The 16460-nt window shown below is 71.3% G+C and carries 14 protein-coding genes; 8 read left to right on the top strand and 6 right to left on the bottom strand.

Annotation, left to right across the window (positions count from 1 at the left end):
* Positions 1-27: 27 nt before the first annotated feature.
* Genes G9272_RS23160 through G9272_RS23150 form a run of 3 tightly spaced genes read left to right on the top strand, consistent with a single transcriptional unit; the run spans position 28 to position 2980 of the window.
* Positions 28-1446 carry an FG-GAP-like repeat-containing protein gene (locus tag G9272_RS23160; RefSeq protein ID WP_253267905.1) on the top strand — a complete coding sequence of 473 codons (1419 nt, stop codon included), beginning with the start codon at positions 28-30 and terminating at the stop codon, positions 1444-1446.
* Between the two features lie 4 nt (positions 1447-1450).
* Positions 1451-2263, top strand: a complete 813-nt coding sequence (locus tag G9272_RS23155; RefSeq protein WP_171398341.1) for a hypothetical protein — start codon at positions 1451-1453, stop codon at positions 2261-2263.
* 39 nt (positions 2264-2302) lie between these two features.
* On the top strand, positions 2303-2980 hold the full coding sequence (locus tag G9272_RS23150; RefSeq protein ID WP_171398340.1) for a nucleotidyl transferase AbiEii/AbiGii toxin family protein: 678 nt from the start codon (positions 2303-2305) through the stop codon (positions 2978-2980).
* Positions 2981-3023: 43 nt separating this feature from the next.
* Here G9272_RS23150 and G9272_RS23145 read toward each other — a convergent pair whose 3' ends face one another.
* Positions 3024-4061, bottom strand: coding sequence for a dioxygenase (locus tag G9272_RS23145; RefSeq protein ID WP_171398339.1), 1038 nt, complete (start codon positions 4059-4061; stop codon positions 3024-3026).
* A 467-nt stretch (positions 4062-4528) separates the two neighbouring features.
* Here G9272_RS23145 and G9272_RS23140 point away from each other — a divergent pair, with 467 nt between their 5' ends.
* From G9272_RS23140 to G9272_RS23125, 4 genes are all read left to right on the top strand, one after another.
* The gene (locus G9272_RS23140) at positions 4529-5044 is read left to right on the top strand and encodes a toxin-antitoxin system HicB family antitoxin (protein ID WP_171398338.1); all 516 of its coding nucleotides are present in this window, start codon (positions 4529-4531) and stop codon (positions 5042-5044) included.
* Positions 5045-5170: 126 nt separating this feature from the next.
* A complete protein-coding gene (locus tag G9272_RS23135; RefSeq protein WP_171398337.1) occupies positions 5171-6019 on the top strand; it encodes a DUF4097 family beta strand repeat-containing protein in 849 nt (282 codons plus the stop codon).
* Between the two features lie 60 nt (positions 6020-6079).
* A complete protein-coding gene (locus G9272_RS23130) occupies positions 6080-7096 on the top strand; it encodes an ATP-binding cassette domain-containing protein (RefSeq protein WP_171398336.1) in 1017 nt (338 codons plus the stop codon).
* Complete coding sequence (locus tag G9272_RS23125) at positions 7093-7884, top strand: ABC transporter permease (protein WP_171394949.1); 792 nt, start codon at positions 7093-7095, stop codon at positions 7882-7884. The genes G9272_RS23130 and G9272_RS23125 overlap by 4 nt, the downstream gene beginning before the upstream one ends.
* 153 nt (positions 7885-8037) lie before the next feature.
* On the opposite strand, the gene G9272_RS23120 is transcribed toward G9272_RS23125, so the two are convergent.
* The 4 genes from G9272_RS23120 to aspS all read right to left on the bottom strand — a co-directional run bounded on the left by G9272_RS23120 (position 8038) and on the right by aspS (position 13132).
* Positions 8038-8670 carry a hypothetical protein gene (locus G9272_RS23120; RefSeq protein ID WP_171398335.1) on the bottom strand — a complete coding sequence of 211 codons (633 nt, stop codon included), beginning with the start codon at positions 8668-8670 and terminating at the stop codon, positions 8038-8040.
* Positions 8671-8713: 43 nt separating this feature from the next.
* Positions 8714-10081 (bottom strand): MFS transporter, encoded by a 1368-nt coding sequence (locus G9272_RS23115; RefSeq protein WP_171398334.1) that lies wholly within the window; start codon positions 10079-10081, stop codon positions 8714-8716.
* A gap of 177 nt (positions 10082-10258) precedes the next feature.
* Positions 10259-11236: an intradiol ring-cleavage dioxygenase gene (locus G9272_RS23110; RefSeq protein WP_171398333.1), complete on the bottom strand. Its 978-nt coding sequence runs from the start codon at positions 11234-11236 to the stop codon at positions 10259-10261.
* Positions 11237-11368: 132 nt separating this feature from the next.
* The gene (gene aspS / locus G9272_RS23105) at positions 11369-13132 is read right to left on the bottom strand and encodes an aspartate--tRNA ligase (RefSeq protein WP_171398332.1); all 1764 of its coding nucleotides are present in this window, start codon (positions 13130-13132) and stop codon (positions 11369-11371) included.
* 144 nt (positions 13133-13276) lie between these two features.
* On the opposite strand from aspS, the gene G9272_RS23100 reads away from it, so the two are divergent.
* Entirely contained in the window at positions 13277-15418 is a 2142-nt protein-coding gene (locus G9272_RS23100) for an ATP-binding SpoIIE family protein phosphatase (protein ID WP_171398331.1), read from the top strand.
* Here the strand turns inward: G9272_RS23100 and G9272_RS23095 are convergent.
* Complete coding sequence (locus tag G9272_RS23095) at positions 15382-16434, bottom strand: AI-2E family transporter (RefSeq protein ID WP_171398330.1); 1053 nt, start codon at positions 16432-16434, stop codon at positions 15382-15384. The two genes, G9272_RS23100 and G9272_RS23095, sit on opposite strands and share 37 nt — an antisense overlap.
* Positions 16435-16460: the final 26 nt, after the last annotated feature.

Here is a 16460-nt window from a genome sequence, read left to right as displayed (position 1 = left end):
GTTTTCAGGCGTGGTTGGCGGGGAGCCGTGGTTCTCCTGGCCGGGCTGTTGGGTGCCGCGGCACTGCCCGCCGCGCCCGCCGTCGCCGTGCACGGTGCGGTGCCCGGTGACTTCAACGGGGACGGCTACCGCGACGCCGTGCTGCCCGCGCCGGGCGCGAACGTGGCGGGCAAGGAGCGGGCGGGCGCCGTCGTCGTGCTGTACGGGGCGAAGACGGGGCTGTCGGCCACCCGGCGAGCGCTCATCACGCAGAACACCGCGGGCGTGCCGGACACCGCCGAGGCGGGCGACGGGTTCGGCTCCGCCACCGCCACGGCCGACCTGAACCGGGACGGCTACGCCGACCTGGTCGTCGGAGCCCCCTTCGAGAGCACCGCGAAGGGCGCGGAAGCGGGGTCCGTGACCGTGCTGTGGGGCAGCAGGAGCGGGCTCACCACGGGCACCGACCTGCCCGCCTCGGCGACCGCGGGCATGGACCCCTACCACTACGGTGCGGACCTCGCCGCGACCCGCGGCGCCTCGGCCGCGCGGTCCGAGGTCCTGGTCGCGAGCTGGGGCGGCGCCGTCCGCTTCACCGGCCCCTTCACCCGCACCGGCGGCTACGGCGCCTCCGCGGTCGCGGCGGACAGCTCCTGGGGAGACTCCGTCGCACTCGGCGACTTCGACGGCGACGGTTCGCCCGAGCACGTGAACGTGACGTACGGACAGGGCGGGGAGACCGGCGGGTTCGTCTTCGTCGACCCGGAGGACCAGGACCACGTCGGCCTTCCGTCCCGTCTCACCCACGGCAACGGTCATATCGCCGCCACCGGGGATGTCAACGGGGACGGCTACGACGACCTGGTGGTCGGCGACCCGGACGAACCCGAAGTCGCGGGCGTGGACGGCGCGTCGGGCGGTCGCGTGCTCGTCTGGCGCGGCTCGGCGGCCGGTATCGCACCCGACGCCGTGCCCGAGCAGATCACGCAGGACACCGCCGGCGTCCCCGACGCGAGCGAGAAGGGCGACGTCTTCGGCGGCGCCCTGACGGTGGCCGACCTCAACCGGGACGGACTCGCGGACCTCGTGATCGGCGCGCCGCGCGAGTCGGTCGGCACCAAGGCGCAGGCCGGCCAGGTGACCGTCGTACCCGGCCGCCGCACCGGCGTCCTCGGTACCGGCTCGTACGCCTTCACCCAGGACACGGCGGGCGTCCCGGACGCCTCCGAGGCGGGGGACGGATTCGGTACGACGGTCGCGGTCGGGGACGTGAACCGGGACGCCAGGCCGGAGCTGTTCGTCAGCGCCTCGGGCGAGAACGAGTCCACGGGCGCCGTCTGGACCTTCCCCGGCTTCACCACCGGCCCGACCGCCGCGCGCAGCCGCGTCTTCACAGCCCCCTCGGTCGGCCTCACCCAGCAGAACTCGGTCCTGCTGGGCGGGTACGGACTGGGCTGGGTGATCTGATCCCATGTCCCCCACCCCCTCCCCGACGTCCCCCCTGCCGAGCTTCCAGGACGGCTCCATCGACGCGATCCTCGGCCACGCGGCGCGCGCGACACTGCCGTACAAGCGGGCCAACCGGGACGAGGGACATGCGACGGCGTTCTGGTTCAACGAACTCATACCGAGCGAAGGCGCGGCGGGCGACGGCGAGGTGGTGCGGCAGTATCTGGTGACCGCCGCCGAACCGACCCGTGTGGACCTCGCCGAGATCACCCTCCGCCCCGAACTGTGCGACCCGGCTCCGAGCGCCGAGCGGCTCGTGATGACCGGCTTCGCGGACGGCTGGACCCCGCTGCCCGGCCTGGGCGTGGCGGTACTGCCGGCCTCCGTCCTGCACACGTACGCCGACCGCAAGGGCTGGAGCTGGAGCACCGACGAGATCACGGACGGTGTCGCGGCGCGCGCGGAGGACCTCGCCGGGATCGGCGCGGACCCGGTCAGGGCGTACGTCCTGGGGCACGACACGGGGGAGGGCGGCGAGCGCGAGCAGGCCGTCGTGGTCGGAGTCCTCGTCCGCGCGGGCGACGGAAGCATCCGCTGGGGCGGCGAACTCCCCCAAGGGTGCGTCGGCGCACCCGTGTTCACGAGCGTGATCCTCAAGAAGAACCAGTTCAGACTGGTCTGTGCGGGTGTGGCGCTCCCCGCCGACGGCCGCAGCCCCGGCCACCACCCGGTGGCGACCTTCGACCGGATCCGCACGGCCCTGGACCCCGACGCCCACCCGGAGACGGCGGAAGGCGGGAGCACTCGCCGCTGGTGGCGCCGCCGCGCCCACTGAACCCCGCACGACGGTCACCGCACCTGGTACGACTACCCGGTGGACCTTCTCGAACCCCACCTCCGGCTCCTCGCCGAGGTCTTCGACGTGGCCGCCCCCGGCGCCCCCTGGGCGCTGGCCGGCGGCTACGCGCTCCAGGCGCACGAGCTGCTCCAACGACCGCACGCGAACGTGGACTTGGCGACGGAGAGCGCGGAGGCGATGCCCCGGCTCGCCGAGGCGCTGGGCGCGGCGCTCACCTCCCGGGGCGTCCACGAGGCGACGGTCCGGGACACGGACCCGCTGTCCGCGCACCTGGCCGTGCTGGACCGCACCACGGACACGGTCCTCCGGTTGGCCCTGCACAAGGAAACCTTCTGGAGCCCGCCCGTCCCGACCCCGTACGGTCCGGCGCTCTCCCTCCCGGACGCGGTGGGCACCAAGGTCCGGGCGCTCTACGACCGCGGTCTGGCCGTCGACCTGATCGACGCGAGGGCGGCGTCGGCCCGCTTCACCCACCCCGACCTGGAGGAACTGGCCCGCCGCCACGCCCGGGACGACTTCGACCTGCCCACCCTCCAGACCAGGCTGACGGGCACCGACCACTACCCGGACACGGCGTTCACGGCGTACGGCCTGACCGAGGACCAGCTCACGGACCTGCGTGCATGGGCCCAGAGCTGGTCGACGGACATCGCGGAGCGGCTGCTGGAGGAGGGGGCGTCACCGGACGAGTGACCGGGACGCACGGGTGAAGGGGACGCCCCCGCCGCCGCCCGGATCAGCTGGAAGAGGCCGACGCCTCGGCCGACGCCGTCTCGGACGCGCCCGGCTGGACCGCGTCGTCGGTGCCGTCGTGGGTGGCGTCGGGTTCGACGCCCATCGTGATCGAACCCACGACACCCTTGGCGATGTTCTTCTTGTTGTACTTCAGTTTGAGCAGACCGCCCTGGACGCCGCTCTGGTCGTAGATCGTGTCCTCGGTGAGGGTGGTGCGCTCGGTGGTGCTGGTGGAGTACGGCTCCACCTCGGCCGAGGCGAGCACGGACTCCTCGTCGAAGAAGAACTGGCCGGTGTGGCAGGTGTTGCCGCCCTCGTAACCGGCGTCGGTCCACTCGCCGTTGACGTGCACCTTGGTGTGGATGTGGACCGTGCGGCCGCGGTACCAGCCCGGGAAGATCGTCTTGAAGGTGACGCGTCCCTGCCTGTCGGTCTTCCAGGTCCCGCGCAGATAGCGCTCGTCGTCGGTGGGCTCCTCGTGCCCGCCGCCACCGCCGCCACCGGACGGCGGCTCGCCGGTCGGGGTGCCGGTCGGCACGTCGGTCGGCGTACCGGTCGGGGTGCCCGAGGGCGCGTCGGTGGGAGCGCCGCCGCCACCACCGGTGGAGAGGCTCTCGTAACCGGAGTAGATGCCGAGGGCGTCGCAGTGCCAGACGTCGACGGCGGCGTTCGCGATGGGCTTGCAGGTCTCGGAGTCGATCACCTTGAGGGCGAGGGTGAGCGGGATGCCCTCCTTGTCCTCGGTGATGTCCTGGCGGAGCTTGTCCGCGTCGATGTAGTACGGGCCTTCGGTGGTCTCGGAGGTGAGCTTGTAGCAGACCTCGCCGGCACTGGCGGAAGCGGCGGCCTTGGGCTTGTTCCCGCCCTTCTCCCCGGCGAAGGCACCGGCGGCGAGCGCCCCGCCCGCCCCGACGGCGACGGCCGCGCCCGCACCGGCGACGACCACCTTGCGTCGGGTCAGATCACGCTTGTGCCGGGGGCCTTGCTGGTCATGCTCGGCACCGGCTGTGTTTGCTGTGTTTCCTGAGTTTCCCGTCATGGCCGCGAAGCTAGGAGGCGGGCCTGTCAGAGGCGTGGGAACGACCTGTGGAATTCCAAGGGCAGGCAAAAAGCCGCCGGGACGCAGGTCTGTTTTCAGCCCGCTTATGGTAAAGCGGTTGGTGAGGCTTACCTTACTGGCATGCCCTGCGTCGCGTACGGTTCGGCGCCCTGGGGGCATCCTCTGAGGCGTCCTCCTGGGCGTCCTCCGGCGCCACCTGGCGCTACCCCGGCATCACCTGACGCCAGTCCGACGCCACCTGGCGCCACCTGGCGCCATCCCGGCACCACGAGGTGTCAGCAGGCGCCATTCGGGGCCACCAGGGGCGCGTGAGCACGCATGGCACCACAGTCGCCCAACTAGGCGCCACCACATTTGCGCAGGTCAGCGCGGTATCGTCAGCGGGCATCCCAGGAATGTCACGTCACGGCTTGCATGTGGCGCCATTGTGGTGCCATCATGGCGTCATGGACCTCACCCCGTATGTCGACACCCTCCGCCGCGAACTCGCGGTGGCCGCCGAAGCCGGCGGTGACGAAGCCCGCGAGCTGGCGGAGAGGCTCACCGCTCCCCTGGAGTCGGCGACCCGGCTGACCATGCTCCATGTGCTTTCCGCCGCCACGGACGAGATCACCCGCGATCTCGCCCCCGGCTCGGTCGACGTACGGCTGCGGGGGCTCGACCCCCACTTCGTGGTGACACTCCCGCCCCGCGACGGCGGCGCGATCACGGAGCCGGTCGCGCCCGCCGAACCGCTCAAGGCCCCGGCCGACGGCGACGAGGGCGGCACCGCCCGCGTCAACCTGCGCCTGCCGGCCCACCTCAAGGCCCGCGCCGAGGAGGCCGCGACCCGCGAGGGCCTGTCGGTCAACGCGTGGCTGGTGCGCGCCGTGTCGGCCGCGGTCGAGGGCGGCGCCCGTCCGCCGCGGACGACGGAGAAGACCCAGACCCTCGGACAGAGCTTCACGGGCTGGGTGCGCTAGCCCCGCTCCCGCCCGCACCACCGCACCTGCACCTCCCGCACCTGCACCTCTCACACCCGCACCACTTCACCCACACCACGTCCCACCAGCGGGGACGCCCTGAAGACCCAAGAGGACGGGACAGCCATGCCTTCTTTCGACACTCCCGAACCGATCTCGGTCACCGCACGCGTGGACGCCGGTTCCCTCCAGTTCACCGCGGGCGACCGCCCCGACACCGTCGTCGAGGTGCGGCCCCGCGACCCGGAGAAGGACCTGGACACGCGGGCGGCCGCCCAGACCGAGGTCACGTACGCGAGCGGTGTACTGACCATCAGGACGCCCAAGCCCACGCTGTTCGGCCTCGGCCGCACCGGCACCGTCGACGTGACGGTCGACCTGCCCACGGGCTCGCGCGTCGACACGACCGGCGCCTGGACCCAGGTGATCGGCGACGGCCGGCTCGGCGAGGTCCGCGTGAAGAACTCGGCCGGTGACGTCCGCCTCGACACCACGGGCCCGCTGGAGCTGACCGCGTCGCACGGCACGATCACCGTGGACCGCGTCGAGGGCTCTGCCGAGATCACCGCCAGCTCCGGCAGCATGCGCGTGGGCTTCGTCGACGGCCCCGCCGTCCTGAAGAACTCGCACGGCAGCACGACCGTCGGCGCCGTGACCGGCGAACTGCGCGTGAGCGGCGCCAACGGCGACATCGACATCACGCGCGCCGAGGACTCGGTCACCGCCACCACCGCCCACGGCACCCTGCGGGTGGGCGAAGTGGTCCGCGGCACCGTCCAGTTGGAGACCTCCTACGGCGCCATCGACGTCGGCATCCGCGAGGGCACGGCCGCCTGGCTCGACGTCAGCTCCGACTCCGGCCAGGTGCGCAACACGCTCACCGCGTCCGAGTCCCCGGAGAAGACCGAGGACACCGTCAAGATCCGCGCCCGCACCCGATTCGGCAACATCCACGTCCGCCGAGCCAAGGCCTGAGCACCACCTTCTCGACCAGCCCCGTCCCCCGACCGCTTCAGCCTTCGAACGGAGGGCCCCATGCCTTCTTCTGTCATGCCCACGCCCAGTCTGGGCGACGGTCACCCGTCGCCGATCGCCGTCTCCACCATCGGGCTGCGCAAGTCCTACGGCGACAAGACCGTCCTCGACGGCATCGATCTGCGCATCCCGGCCGGTTCCGTGTTCGCGCTGCTCGGGCCGAACGGCGCCGGCAAGACCACCGCCGTGAAGATCCTGTCCACGCTCATCACCGCCGACGGCGGACAGGCCCAGGTCGCGGGCCACGACCTCACCACGTCACCGGACGGGGTGCGTGCCGCGATCGGTGTCACGGGGCAGTTCTCCGCGGTGGACGGGCTGATCACCGGCGAGGAGAACATGCTCCTCATGGCGGATCTGCATCACCTGTCCAGGGCCGAGGGGCGGCGGGTCGCCGCCGAGCTGCTGGAGCGCTTCGACCTGGTCGACGCCGCGAAGAAGCCCGCCGCCACCTACTCCGGCGGCATGAAGCGCCGCCTCGACATCGCCATGACCCTCGTCGGCAGCCCGCGGATCATCTTCCTCGACGAGCCGACCACCGGCCTCGACCCGCGCAGCCGGCACAACATGTGGCAGATCATCCGCGAACTGGTCTCCGACGGCGTCACCGTCTTCCTCACCACCCAGTACCTGGAAGAGGCCGACGAACTCGCCGACCGCATCGCCGTGCTGAACGACGGCAGGATCGCCGCCGAGGGCAGCGCCGAGGAGCTCAAGCGGCTCATCCCCGGCGGCCACGTCCGGCTCCGCTTCTCCGACCCGGCCGCCTACCAGGACGCCGCCTCCACGCTGCGCGAGGTCACCCGGGACGACGAGGCGCTCGCGCTCCAGATCCCCAGCGACGGCAGCCAGCGCGAGCTGCGCTCGATCCTCGACCGGCTGGACTCGGCCGGCATCGAGGCCGACGAGCTGACCGTGCACACCCCCGACCTCGACGACGTCTTCTTCGCCCTGACCGGCTCCACCGTGCCGGTCCGGTCCAGCCGGCCCGACCAGCCCAAGGAGGCTGTCCGATGAGCTCCCTCTCCCTCGCCGTGCGCGACTCCTCCACGATGCTGCGCCGCAACCTCCTGCACGCGCGGCGCTACCCGTCGATGACGCTGAACCTGCTGCTCACGCCCGTCATGCTGCTGCTGCTCTTCGTCTACGTCTTCGGCGACGCGATGAGCGCCGGCATCGGGGGCGACGGCGCCGACCGCTCCGACTACATCGCCTACCTCGTGCCGGGCCTGCTGCTGATGACCATCGGCTCCACCACGATCGGCACCGCCGTGTCCGTCTCCATGGACATGACCGAGGGCATCATCGCCCGCTTCCGGACGATGGCCATCCACCGCGGGTCCGTGCTCTTCGGGCACGTCGTCGGCAGCGTGATCCAGTGCGTGATGAGCGTGACCCTCGCCGGCGCCGTCGGGGTGGCCATCGGCTTCCGGTCCACGGACGCCACGGCCCTGGAGTGGCTGGCGGCGTTCGCACTGCTCGTCCTGTTCGCCACGGCGCTCACCTGGCTCGCGGTCGGCATGGGCCTGTCCAGCCCGAACCCCGAGGCGGCCAGCAACAACGCCATGCCGCTGATCTTCCTGCCGCTCATCTCCAGCGCCTTCGTCCCGGTCGACGCGATGCCGGGCTGGTTCCAGCCGATCGCCGAGTACCAGCCGTTCACCCCGGCCATCGAAACCCTGCGCGGGCTCCTGCTCGGCAGCGAGATCGGCCACAACGGATGGCTCGCGGTCGCCTGGTGCCTGGGCCTCGCCGTGCTCGGCTACTTCTGGTCCAAGTCACTGTTCGACCGCGACCCGAAGTAAGACGACCCGAAGCAAGGGGAGAAGAACCGGACCGGCCCGCAGCTCATCCCGCTCCGGGGCGGCGCACTCCGACACCGCGTCGGCGTACGCCGCCCCGCAGCTGTTCGCGCGGCCACCGAAGAGGGCCGGCGAGGCAGACACAGCGAAGGGCCCCTAGCGAGACGTGACCGCGCAGCCACCGCCGACCGCCGGGACGCGGGCGACACGGGGAAGGGCGGGCACATCCACGGCCGAGGCCGGTTGTCCCAGCGCCGCCCCACGCACCGCCGAGGCCGGTTGTCCCACCGCCGCCCCACGCACCGCCGAGGCCGGTTGTCCCACCGCCGCCCCACGCACCGCCGAGGCCGGTTGTCCCAGCGCCGCGCGCGCCGCCCGAAGATGCTCCAGCCCTTCCTTCGCCACCCGCGTGACCTCCTCGTACTCCCCCGCCGTACGGGCCCCGGACAACCGATCCCGCGCCGCGCGATGGCACTCGGCCGCGCTGGTCAGCGCCCGGCCCGCCGCCTCGTCCGCACCCGCCCAGGCCCGTGCGTCCGGCGGGACGAGGCCGCCGCCCAGCCGGATCAGCCAGTGGTTCGCCTCCGCCTCCGCATCCAGGTCGGACAGTCCGGAGGAGCCCGCAGGACCGGAACGTCCGGGCCGACCGGGCCGACCGGGCCGACCGGGCCGACCGGGCCGACCGGCCGGACGTCGGGTGCGACCCGCACGGCGCTGGGCCACCACCCCCGCCACCGCGCCGACGATCAGCAGCACCGACAGCGTGATCATGAACCCCGTGGATCCCATGGCTGGCTTCCTCCCTTGCCCGTCGGCCCGTGCCGGCGTACCGCTATGAGACGACGCGCCGCTGTGCTCCCCCCTCGGGCTTCCTGTGCGCCTCCGGTGAGGTTCCCAGGAGCGGATCGGAGGCCGCGCGGGCGCTGCGGATGAACCTCGCCGCGACCACCGCGAGCAGTGATGCCGCCGACAGCGTGTACAGGCCGCCGTTCGTGCTGCCGGTCGTGTCCTTGAGGTAGCCGAAGAGCGTGGGGGAGAAGAAGCCACCCAGGTTTCCGATGGAGTTGACCAGCGCCAGGCCCGGCGCCGCGATCCTGAGATCGAGCCCCGACTGCGCCATCGGCCAGAACAGCGTGGCCGCGCACTTCGAGCCGACCCCGGCCAGCGTGATCGCCGCGAGGCCGAACCAGGGGGAGCCCAGGGTGGCCAGATAGGTGCCCGTCGCCGACAGCACCAGGGTGATCGCCAGATACGGACGACGGTCCGGCGCCCGGTCGGTGAAGTGGCTCATCGAGTACATGGCGATCATGGAACAGACCGCCGGGATCGCGGACAGCAGCCCGACCTGGAAGGACGACAGTCCGCCGATGTCCTCGATCAGGCTCGGCAGCCAGAAGGTGATCGCGTATCCGGTGAGCGTCATCGCGAAGAACGCGCCGGTCAGCAGCGCGACCTGCGGGTGGAAGAGCAGCTTGAACCGGGACATGTGCGGAGCACGGCTGCGGGCCTCGCGGTCCTCGGCCACCGCCGCGCCGAGCGCGTCCTTCTCCTCCCGCGTGAGCCAGCGGGCATCCTCGATCCGGGAGACCAGGAAGAACCCGGCGACGATCCCGACCACGACCGAGAACACGCCCTCCAGCCCGAACATCCACCGCCAGCCGGCGACCCCGCCCGCGCCGTGCAGCTCGAGCAGCGCCCCGGTGACCGGGCCGGTCACGATGCCCGCGGCCGCCGAACCGCCGAGGAAGATCGCCGTCGCCCGGCCCCGGCTCGCGTCGGGCAGCCACTGCGTGATGTAGAGCATCGCACCGGGGAAGAACCCGGCCTCCGCGACACCGAGCAGGAAGCGCAGCGTGTAGAAGGTCGTCACGTCGTGGATGAAGCACATCGCCACGATCACCAGACCCCAGGTGATCATGATGCGGGTCAGCCAGACCCGGGCGCCGAAGCGCTCCAGGAGCATGTTGCTGGGCACCTCGAACAGGGCGTACCCGATGAAGAACAGGCCCGCCCCGAGGCCGTAGGCGGTGGCACTGATACCGACGTCGGCCTGGAGCTCGTCCTGGACGAAGCCCACGTTCGTCCGGTCGAGATTGTTGACCAGGAGCATCAGGACCAGGATCGGCATCATCCGGCGAAGGAACTTCCCCACCGCCCGGCTCTCGGCGCCGGCCTCGGCCCCGCTCTCGGGTTCTGACATCGTTGTCTCCCCATCGTGCTGTTCACATACCTGAACTGCTGTTACGTATGTGGGAACGATATGGAGGCAACCACTCCGGGTCAATGGGCTGTTCAGACGACCACGTATGTGAACGATCCATGAAGAGAGCCACGCCCCCCGATCCGCAGGTCGGGGGGCGTGGCCCGGAGAAATCCGTCAGCTGTCGGAGACCGAAGGTGAAGCCGACGCCGAAGCGGAATCAGACGCCGACGCCGACGCGCTCGGCTGCGGCGGTGCGCCCTGGCCGTCCTCCGTCGCGTCCGGGTCCACGCCGACCGTGATCGACCCGTGCACGCCTCGCGCGATGTCCCGCTTGTCGTAGCGCAGCTTCAGCAGACCGCCCTGGGTACCGCTCTGGTCGTAGATCGTGTCCTCGGTGAGGGTCGTGCGCTCCGCGGCGTTGCTCGCGTACGGCTCCACCACCGCCGAGGCGAGCACGGACTCCTCGTCGAAGAAGAACTGGCCGGTGTGACAGGTGTGGCCGCCCTCGTAACCGGCGTCCGTCCACTCGCCGTCCACATGCACCTTGACGTGGATATGGACGCACCGGCCCCGGTACCAGCCCGGGAAGACCGTCCGGAAGGCCACCTGACCGTGCCGGTCCGTTCGCCAGGTGCCGCGCAGGTAGCGGCTGTCGTCCGTGGGCTCCTGGTGGCCGCCTCCCGGAGGCGCCCCGGTGGGCGCACCCGTAGGAGGTTCGCCGGTCGGGGGTTCGCCGGTCGGAGCGGGACCGCCGCCACCGCCGTTGCCCTGGTCCTCGTAACCCGAGTACACCCCCGCCGCATCACAGTGCCAGATGTCGACGGCCGCGTTCCGGATCGGCCTGCACGTCTCCGAGTCGATCACCTTGAGCCCGAGGAGGAGCGGGATGCCCGCCCGGTCCTCCGTGACGTCCCGGCGGATCTTGTCGGCGTCGATGTAGTAGGGGCCCTCGACCGTCTCCGAGGTCAGTCGGTAGCAGACCTCCCCGTCGGTGTCGGCGCCGGCCGGAGCCGGTCTGCCGTGCCCGTCGGCGGCGCTCGCCGCGAAGGCGGTGCCACCCAGGCCCGCCGCCGCGATGCCGCCCGCGGCGACGGCCACGACCTTTCGACGTGATAAGTCCTGTTCGCTGTGTGGTTTCTGAGATCCCGTCATGAGGCCGGGACGCTAGGGACGAAACCTGTCAGGAGCATAAGGAAGGGCTGTCAGTTACCGGGGAAAACGAAAGTGGCCCGGAACCGACGTCGGTTCCGGGCCACTCTCCGTCGTACCGTCTGCCGCTGACCGCTACTTCGGCTGCGGCTTGCGCACCGACAGGTGCAGCTCCCTCAGCCGGGCCTCCTCCAGCTCCGTCGGCGCGCCCATCATCAGGTCCTGGGCGTTGCCGTTGAGCGGGAAGGCGATGGTCTCGCGGATGTTCGGCTCATCGGCCAGCAGCATCACGATGCGGTCGACGCCCGGGGCGATGCCGCCGTGCGGCGGGGCGCCGAAGCGGAACGCGCGCAGCATGCCGGCGAACTTCTCCTCGACCGTCTCGTGGTCGTAGCCCGCGATCTCGAACGCCTTGAGCATGATCTCCGGCTCGTGGTTCCGGATCGCGCCGGAGGACAGCTCGACGCCGTTGCAGACGATGTCGTACTGCCAGCCCAGGATGTCCAGCGGGTCCTGGGTCTCCAGGGCCTCCAGACCGCCCTGCGGCATCGAGAACGGGTTGTGCGAGAAGTCGATCTTGCCGGTCTCCTCGTCCTTCTCGTACATCGGGAAGTCGACGATCCAGCAGAAGCGGAAGACGTTCTCCTCGAAGTGCCCGGCACGCTTGGCGGCCTCGACCCGCACCGCGCCCATGATCTTCGAGACCTCGTCGAACTCGCCCGCGCCGAAGAACACCGCGTGGCCGGCGACCAGCGACAGGCGCTTGGTCAGCTCGGCGACGTTCTCCTCGGTCAGGAACTTCGCGATCGGGCCGGTCAGCGAGCCGTCCTCGGCCACCCGGACCCAGGCCAGGCCCTTCGCGCCCAGCGTCACCGCGAAGTCGCCGAGCTGGTCGAAGAACTTACGGGGCTGCGCGGAGACGTCCGGCACCGGCAGCGCGCGGACGTGCTTGCCCGCGAAGGCCTTGAACTCCGAGCCCTCGAAGATGTCGGTGATGTCGAAGAGTTCCAGCTGGGCCCGCAGGTCCGGCTTGTCGGAGCCGTACTTCAGCATCGACTCGCGGAACGGGATGCGCGGGAAGGGGGAGGTGACATGGCGGCCGCCGCCGAACTCCTCGAACAGCTCGGTCATGAGCTTCTCGATCGGCTGGAAGACGTCCTCCTGCTCGACGAAGCTCATCTCGACGTCGAGCTGGTAGAACTCGCCCGGCGAGCGGTCCGCGCGCGCGTCCTCGTCGCGGAAGCAGGGGGCGATCTGGAAGTAGCGGTCGAAGCCCGAGATCATCAGCAGCTGCTTGAACTGCTGCGGGGCCTGCGGCAGGGCGTAGAACCGGCCCGCGTGCAGACGGGACGGGACGACGAAGTCGCGGGCGCCCTCGGGGGAGGTCGCGGACAGGATCGGCGTCGCCATCTCGTTGAAGCCCAGCGCCGTCATCTTGTGCCGCATCGCCGAGATGACCGACGTACGCAGCATGATGTTGCGGTGCATGCGCTCACGGCGCAGGTCCAGGAAGCGGTACTCCAGGCGCCGCTCCTCGTTGACCCCGTCCTCGGCGTTGATCGTGAAGGGGAGCGGCTGGGCCGCGCCGAGCAGCTCGACCTCGCCGACCTCGACCTCGATCTCGCCGGTCGGCAGATCCGCGTTGACGTTCTCCGAGCCGCGCGAGACGACCTTGCCGTCGATGCGGACCGTCGACTCCTTGGTCAGCCGGTCGAGGGCCTCGTACGCGGGCGTGCCCGGACGGGCGACGAGCTGCGTGATGCCGTAGTGGTCACGCAGATCGATGAAGAGGATGCCGCCCAGGTCGCGCCGATTGTGCAGCCAGCCGCTCAGCCGGACGTCGGTGCCGACGTCAGAGGCGCGGAGCTCGCCGCAGGTGTGGGACCTGTACCGATGCATCGTCGTTCATCCAGTCTTCGCGGATCGGGGGCGTGTTTCACGTGAAACAACCCCCAGGGTACCGGGCGGTCACTGATCACCTCCCCTCAATACCGGTGCGGCGATCAGTGGCACTTCTCCGCCGCATCTTCCTAAAGTGGGGCAATGCGCACTGGCGAGCCGTTGCCCGCCGTGGGGGAGGTCCTCGCCTCCCTCGCGACCGGCCTGTGGCACTGGGACACCGCCACCGGGCTGGTCACGGTCGACGCCGAGGCCGCCCGGCTGCTCGGGCTGCCCCAGGAGGAGACGGTCCTCACCGAAGCCCAGACCCGGGCCCGCCTCCACCCCGTCGACTGGAACGAGATCACCGGGGTGATCCAGCTCGCCGTCGCCGAAGGCACCCTCGCCGAGGTACGCATCCGGATCATGGACTACCGGGGACGGGTCGTCCGGGTCGTGCGCAGCCGCTCCAGGCCGTCCTTCGACCCGGTGAAGAAGGCGTACGAACTGATCGGCACCCTCCAGGAGGTGACCGAGCCGACGCCGGGCACCCCCGCGGGACGGACCGCCGTCACCGGCGACTGGCGGCGCTCGCGCGAGGCGTTCCTGCTGGACGCGGGCCGGGCGCTGGCGGAGGCGCGGTCCACCGAGGAGGTGCTGAGGGTCGCGGCTGCCCTGTCCATGCCGGGCTTCTCACCGGACGGACTCGCCGTCTTCGGCGTGGAGGGCGAACGGCTGACGATCATCGGCCACCACGGACACCCGTCCGGCGACGAGGACCCCTTCAGCCATATGTCCATCCATACGGACTATCCGGCCGCCGAGGTCGTGCGCACCGGACGGGCCGTGTATCTGTCCTCCCCCGAGCGGTACATGGAGCGCTACCCGCTCACCTGGCCGCTGGCCGCGCACTTCGGGCGACACTCATGGGCGTTCCTGCCGCTGACGGTGGCCGGCCGCACGATGGGCGCCTGGATGGCCGCCTTCGCGTACCCGGTGGCGTTCACCCCGGACGAGCGGTCCGTGCTGACGACGGTCGCGCGCATGCTCGCCCAGGCCCTCACCCGCGCCGGCCTGGCGGAGACCCAGCGCGAGCTGACCGACGGCCTCCAGCGCTCCATGCTGCCCACCCTCGGCCCCGAGATACCGGGCATGACCCTCGCCGCCCGCTACATACCGACCGGCGGCGGCCTCCAGGTCGGCGGCGACTGGTACGACATGATCCCGCTGCCGAGGGGCCGCTTCGCCCTGGTCATCGGCGACGTCCAGGGCCATGACGTCCGCGCCGCGGGGCTCATGGGCCAGCTGCGCATAGCGGTACGGGCGTACGCCGCCGAGGGCCACCGCCCCGACGCCGTCCTCTCCCGCGCCTCCGGTTTCTTCCACGGCCTCACCGACACGGACGGCGGAGCCGGGGCCGATCCGCGTTTCGCCACCTGCCTGTACATCGAGGTCGACCCGGTGACCGGGGTCCTGGAGGCCGCCCGGGCCGGCCATCTGGACCCCACGATCCGGATGTCCGACGGCACCGTGCTGGTCCGCGCCACCGCCGGGGGCCTGCCCCTGGGCATCGACCCGGACGCCGACTACCCCACCACCCGGCTCGCCCTGGAACCCGGCGAGGCGCTGATGCTGTGCACCGACGGCCTGCTGGAGACCGGCGGCCATGACCTCGACACCGGCTGGCGGCGCGTCCGCAAGATCCTCGAGGCACACGAGGGCGATCTGGAGGAGCTGGCCGACGCCCTGGTCCAGGCGGTGCACGGCCCCTCCTCCCACCACACCACGGGCCCCCTCGCGGACCGCCGCGAGGACGACATCGCCGTGCTGCTCCTGTGCCGCCAGGACGAGGGCGGCTGCGGCCCGGGCGCGGCTCCCGTGCCGGTCCGGCGGCCCGTGCGCCGCTCCATGCTGACGGTCGCGCAGGCCGAGCCCGAACGGATCGCCGTGGCCCGGCAGCAACTGCGCGATCTGCTGCACGACTGGACGTGCGAGGACCAGATCGACTCGGCGGTGCTGCTCGTCTCCGAGACGCTGACGAACGTCCTCGTCCACACCGACGCGGACGCGCTGCTCGTCGCCGAGGTCACCGGCGCCCCCGGCGAACGCCGGCTCCGCATCGAGGTCACCGACGCCGGCGACGACCTCCCCCACATGCGTCGCCCCGGCGAACTGGCCTCCTCGGGGCGTGGCCTGGTCCTCATCGAACTGCTCGCGGACACCTGGGGGGTCGCGCCGCGGGGTGAGGGCAAGAGCATCTGGTTCGAGCTCTACGAGTTCGGCGAGCCCTCCGCGGGAGCCCCGTGACGCGTCCGCAGTTCGTGCAGGACCCCGAAGGCGGCGGCCGTCACGGGGACGGCGAGCAGCATGCCCAGGATCCCGGCCACGGACGCCCCGGCCGTGATGGCCACCATCACCACCGCCGGATGCATCTGCACGGTCCGGCTCTGGATCATCGGCTGAAGCACATGCCCCTCCAGCACCTGCACCGCCAGCACCACCCCGAGCGCCCACAGCGCGATGACGAAACCCCGGTCTGCGAGCGCGACCAGCACGGCGACGGCCCCGGAGAGGAAAGCACCGAGATAGGGGATGTACGCCCCGACGAAGACTAGGGCGCCCAGTCCGACCGCCCCCGGCACATCGAGGACGAGCAGCCCGACGGTGATGCACACGGCGTCGATGAACGCGATGAACGTCGTCCCCCGCATGAACCCCTCCACGGCCCGGAAGGCCCGCCGGGCCATGGCCTCCAGGGTGTCGCCGGTACCCCGTGGAGCGACGGAGCGCAGCGCGCCGATCGCCCGGTGCGAGTCCCGCAGAAAGAAGAAGACGAGCAGCAGCGCGAGCACGGCCATGGCGATGCTCTCGCCGACGACACTCACCCCGCTGATGACATTGGAGGCGGCCGTCCCTCCGAACTTGGTGAGCAGCTCCTTCGCGTTGGACGCGAGGTCGTCGAGCGAGGTCCCGGCGGCCCCGAAGTGCTCGGCGATACCCCGCGCCGCCGACCTGAGCGCGGCGACGATCTGATCCCCGCTGTCGATCAGCGCGGCGACGACGATGTACACCGCCCCGCCGACCACGGCGACGACGGCGACACACGTCACCCCCGCCGACACCGACCGGGGCACCCCCACCTCCACCAGCCTCCGGAACAGCGGCCTGAGCAGCGCGGTCCCGAGCAACGCGAGCAACACGGGGGTGACCGCGGTACGCAACTCGGCGCACAGCCGGATCCCCACGTATCCGACGCCCGCCGCAAGCAGAATCACGGCACACCAGGCAGCGAACCGGCGGGCGGGGAGGGGGAGCAGGTGCACGGGTTCAGCGGATCACGGAGGCGCCG

The organism is Streptomyces asoensis, assembly GCF_013085465.1.
GTDB lineage: Bacteria > Actinomycetota > Actinomycetes > Streptomycetales > Streptomycetaceae > Streptomyces > Streptomyces cacaoi_A.
The sequence above is the reverse complement of the archived record's forward strand: the minus strand, read 5'-3'. Positions and strand labels throughout refer to the sequence as shown.

What these genes read in the sequence shown, in the direction of transcription:
- aspS (WP_171398332.1), bottom strand. Translation starts at nt 13,132, where the DNA reads ATGCATCGGTACAGGTCCCACACCTGCGGCGAGCTCCGCGCCTCTGAC.
- G9272_RS23120 (WP_171398335.1), bottom strand. Translation starts at nt 8,670, where the DNA reads ATGGGATCCACGGGGTTCATGATCACGCTGTCGGTGCTGCTGATCGTC.
- G9272_RS23155 (WP_171398341.1), top strand. Translation starts at nt 1,451, where the DNA reads ATGTCCCCCACCCCCTCCCCGACGTCCCCCCTGCCGAGCTTCCAGGAC.
- G9272_RS23140 (WP_171398338.1), top strand. Translation starts at nt 4,529, where the DNA reads ATGGACCTCACCCCGTATGTCGACACCCTCCGCCGCGAACTCGCGGTG.
- G9272_RS23125 (WP_171394949.1), top strand. Translation starts at nt 7,093, where the DNA reads ATGAGCTCCCTCTCCCTCGCCGTGCGCGACTCCTCCACGATGCTGCGC.
- G9272_RS23110 (WP_171398333.1), bottom strand. Translation starts at nt 11,236, where the DNA reads ATGACGGGATCTCAGAAACCACACAGCGAACAGGACTTATCACGTCGA.
- G9272_RS23100 (WP_171398331.1), top strand. Translation starts at nt 13,277, where the DNA reads ATGCGCACTGGCGAGCCGTTGCCCGCCGTGGGGGAGGTCCTCGCCTCC.
- G9272_RS23115 (WP_171398334.1), bottom strand. Translation starts at nt 10,081, where the DNA reads ATGTCAGAACCCGAGAGCGGGGCCGAGGCCGGCGCCGAGAGCCGGGCG.
- G9272_RS23135 (WP_171398337.1), top strand. Translation starts at nt 5,171, where the DNA reads ATGCCTTCTTTCGACACTCCCGAACCGATCTCGGTCACCGCACGCGTG.
- G9272_RS23130 (WP_171398336.1), top strand. Translation starts at nt 6,080, where the DNA reads ATGCCTTCTTCTGTCATGCCCACGCCCAGTCTGGGCGACGGTCACCCG.
- G9272_RS23145 (WP_171398339.1), bottom strand. Translation starts at nt 4,061, where the DNA reads ATGACGGGAAACTCAGGAAACACAGCAAACACAGCCGGTGCCGAGCAT.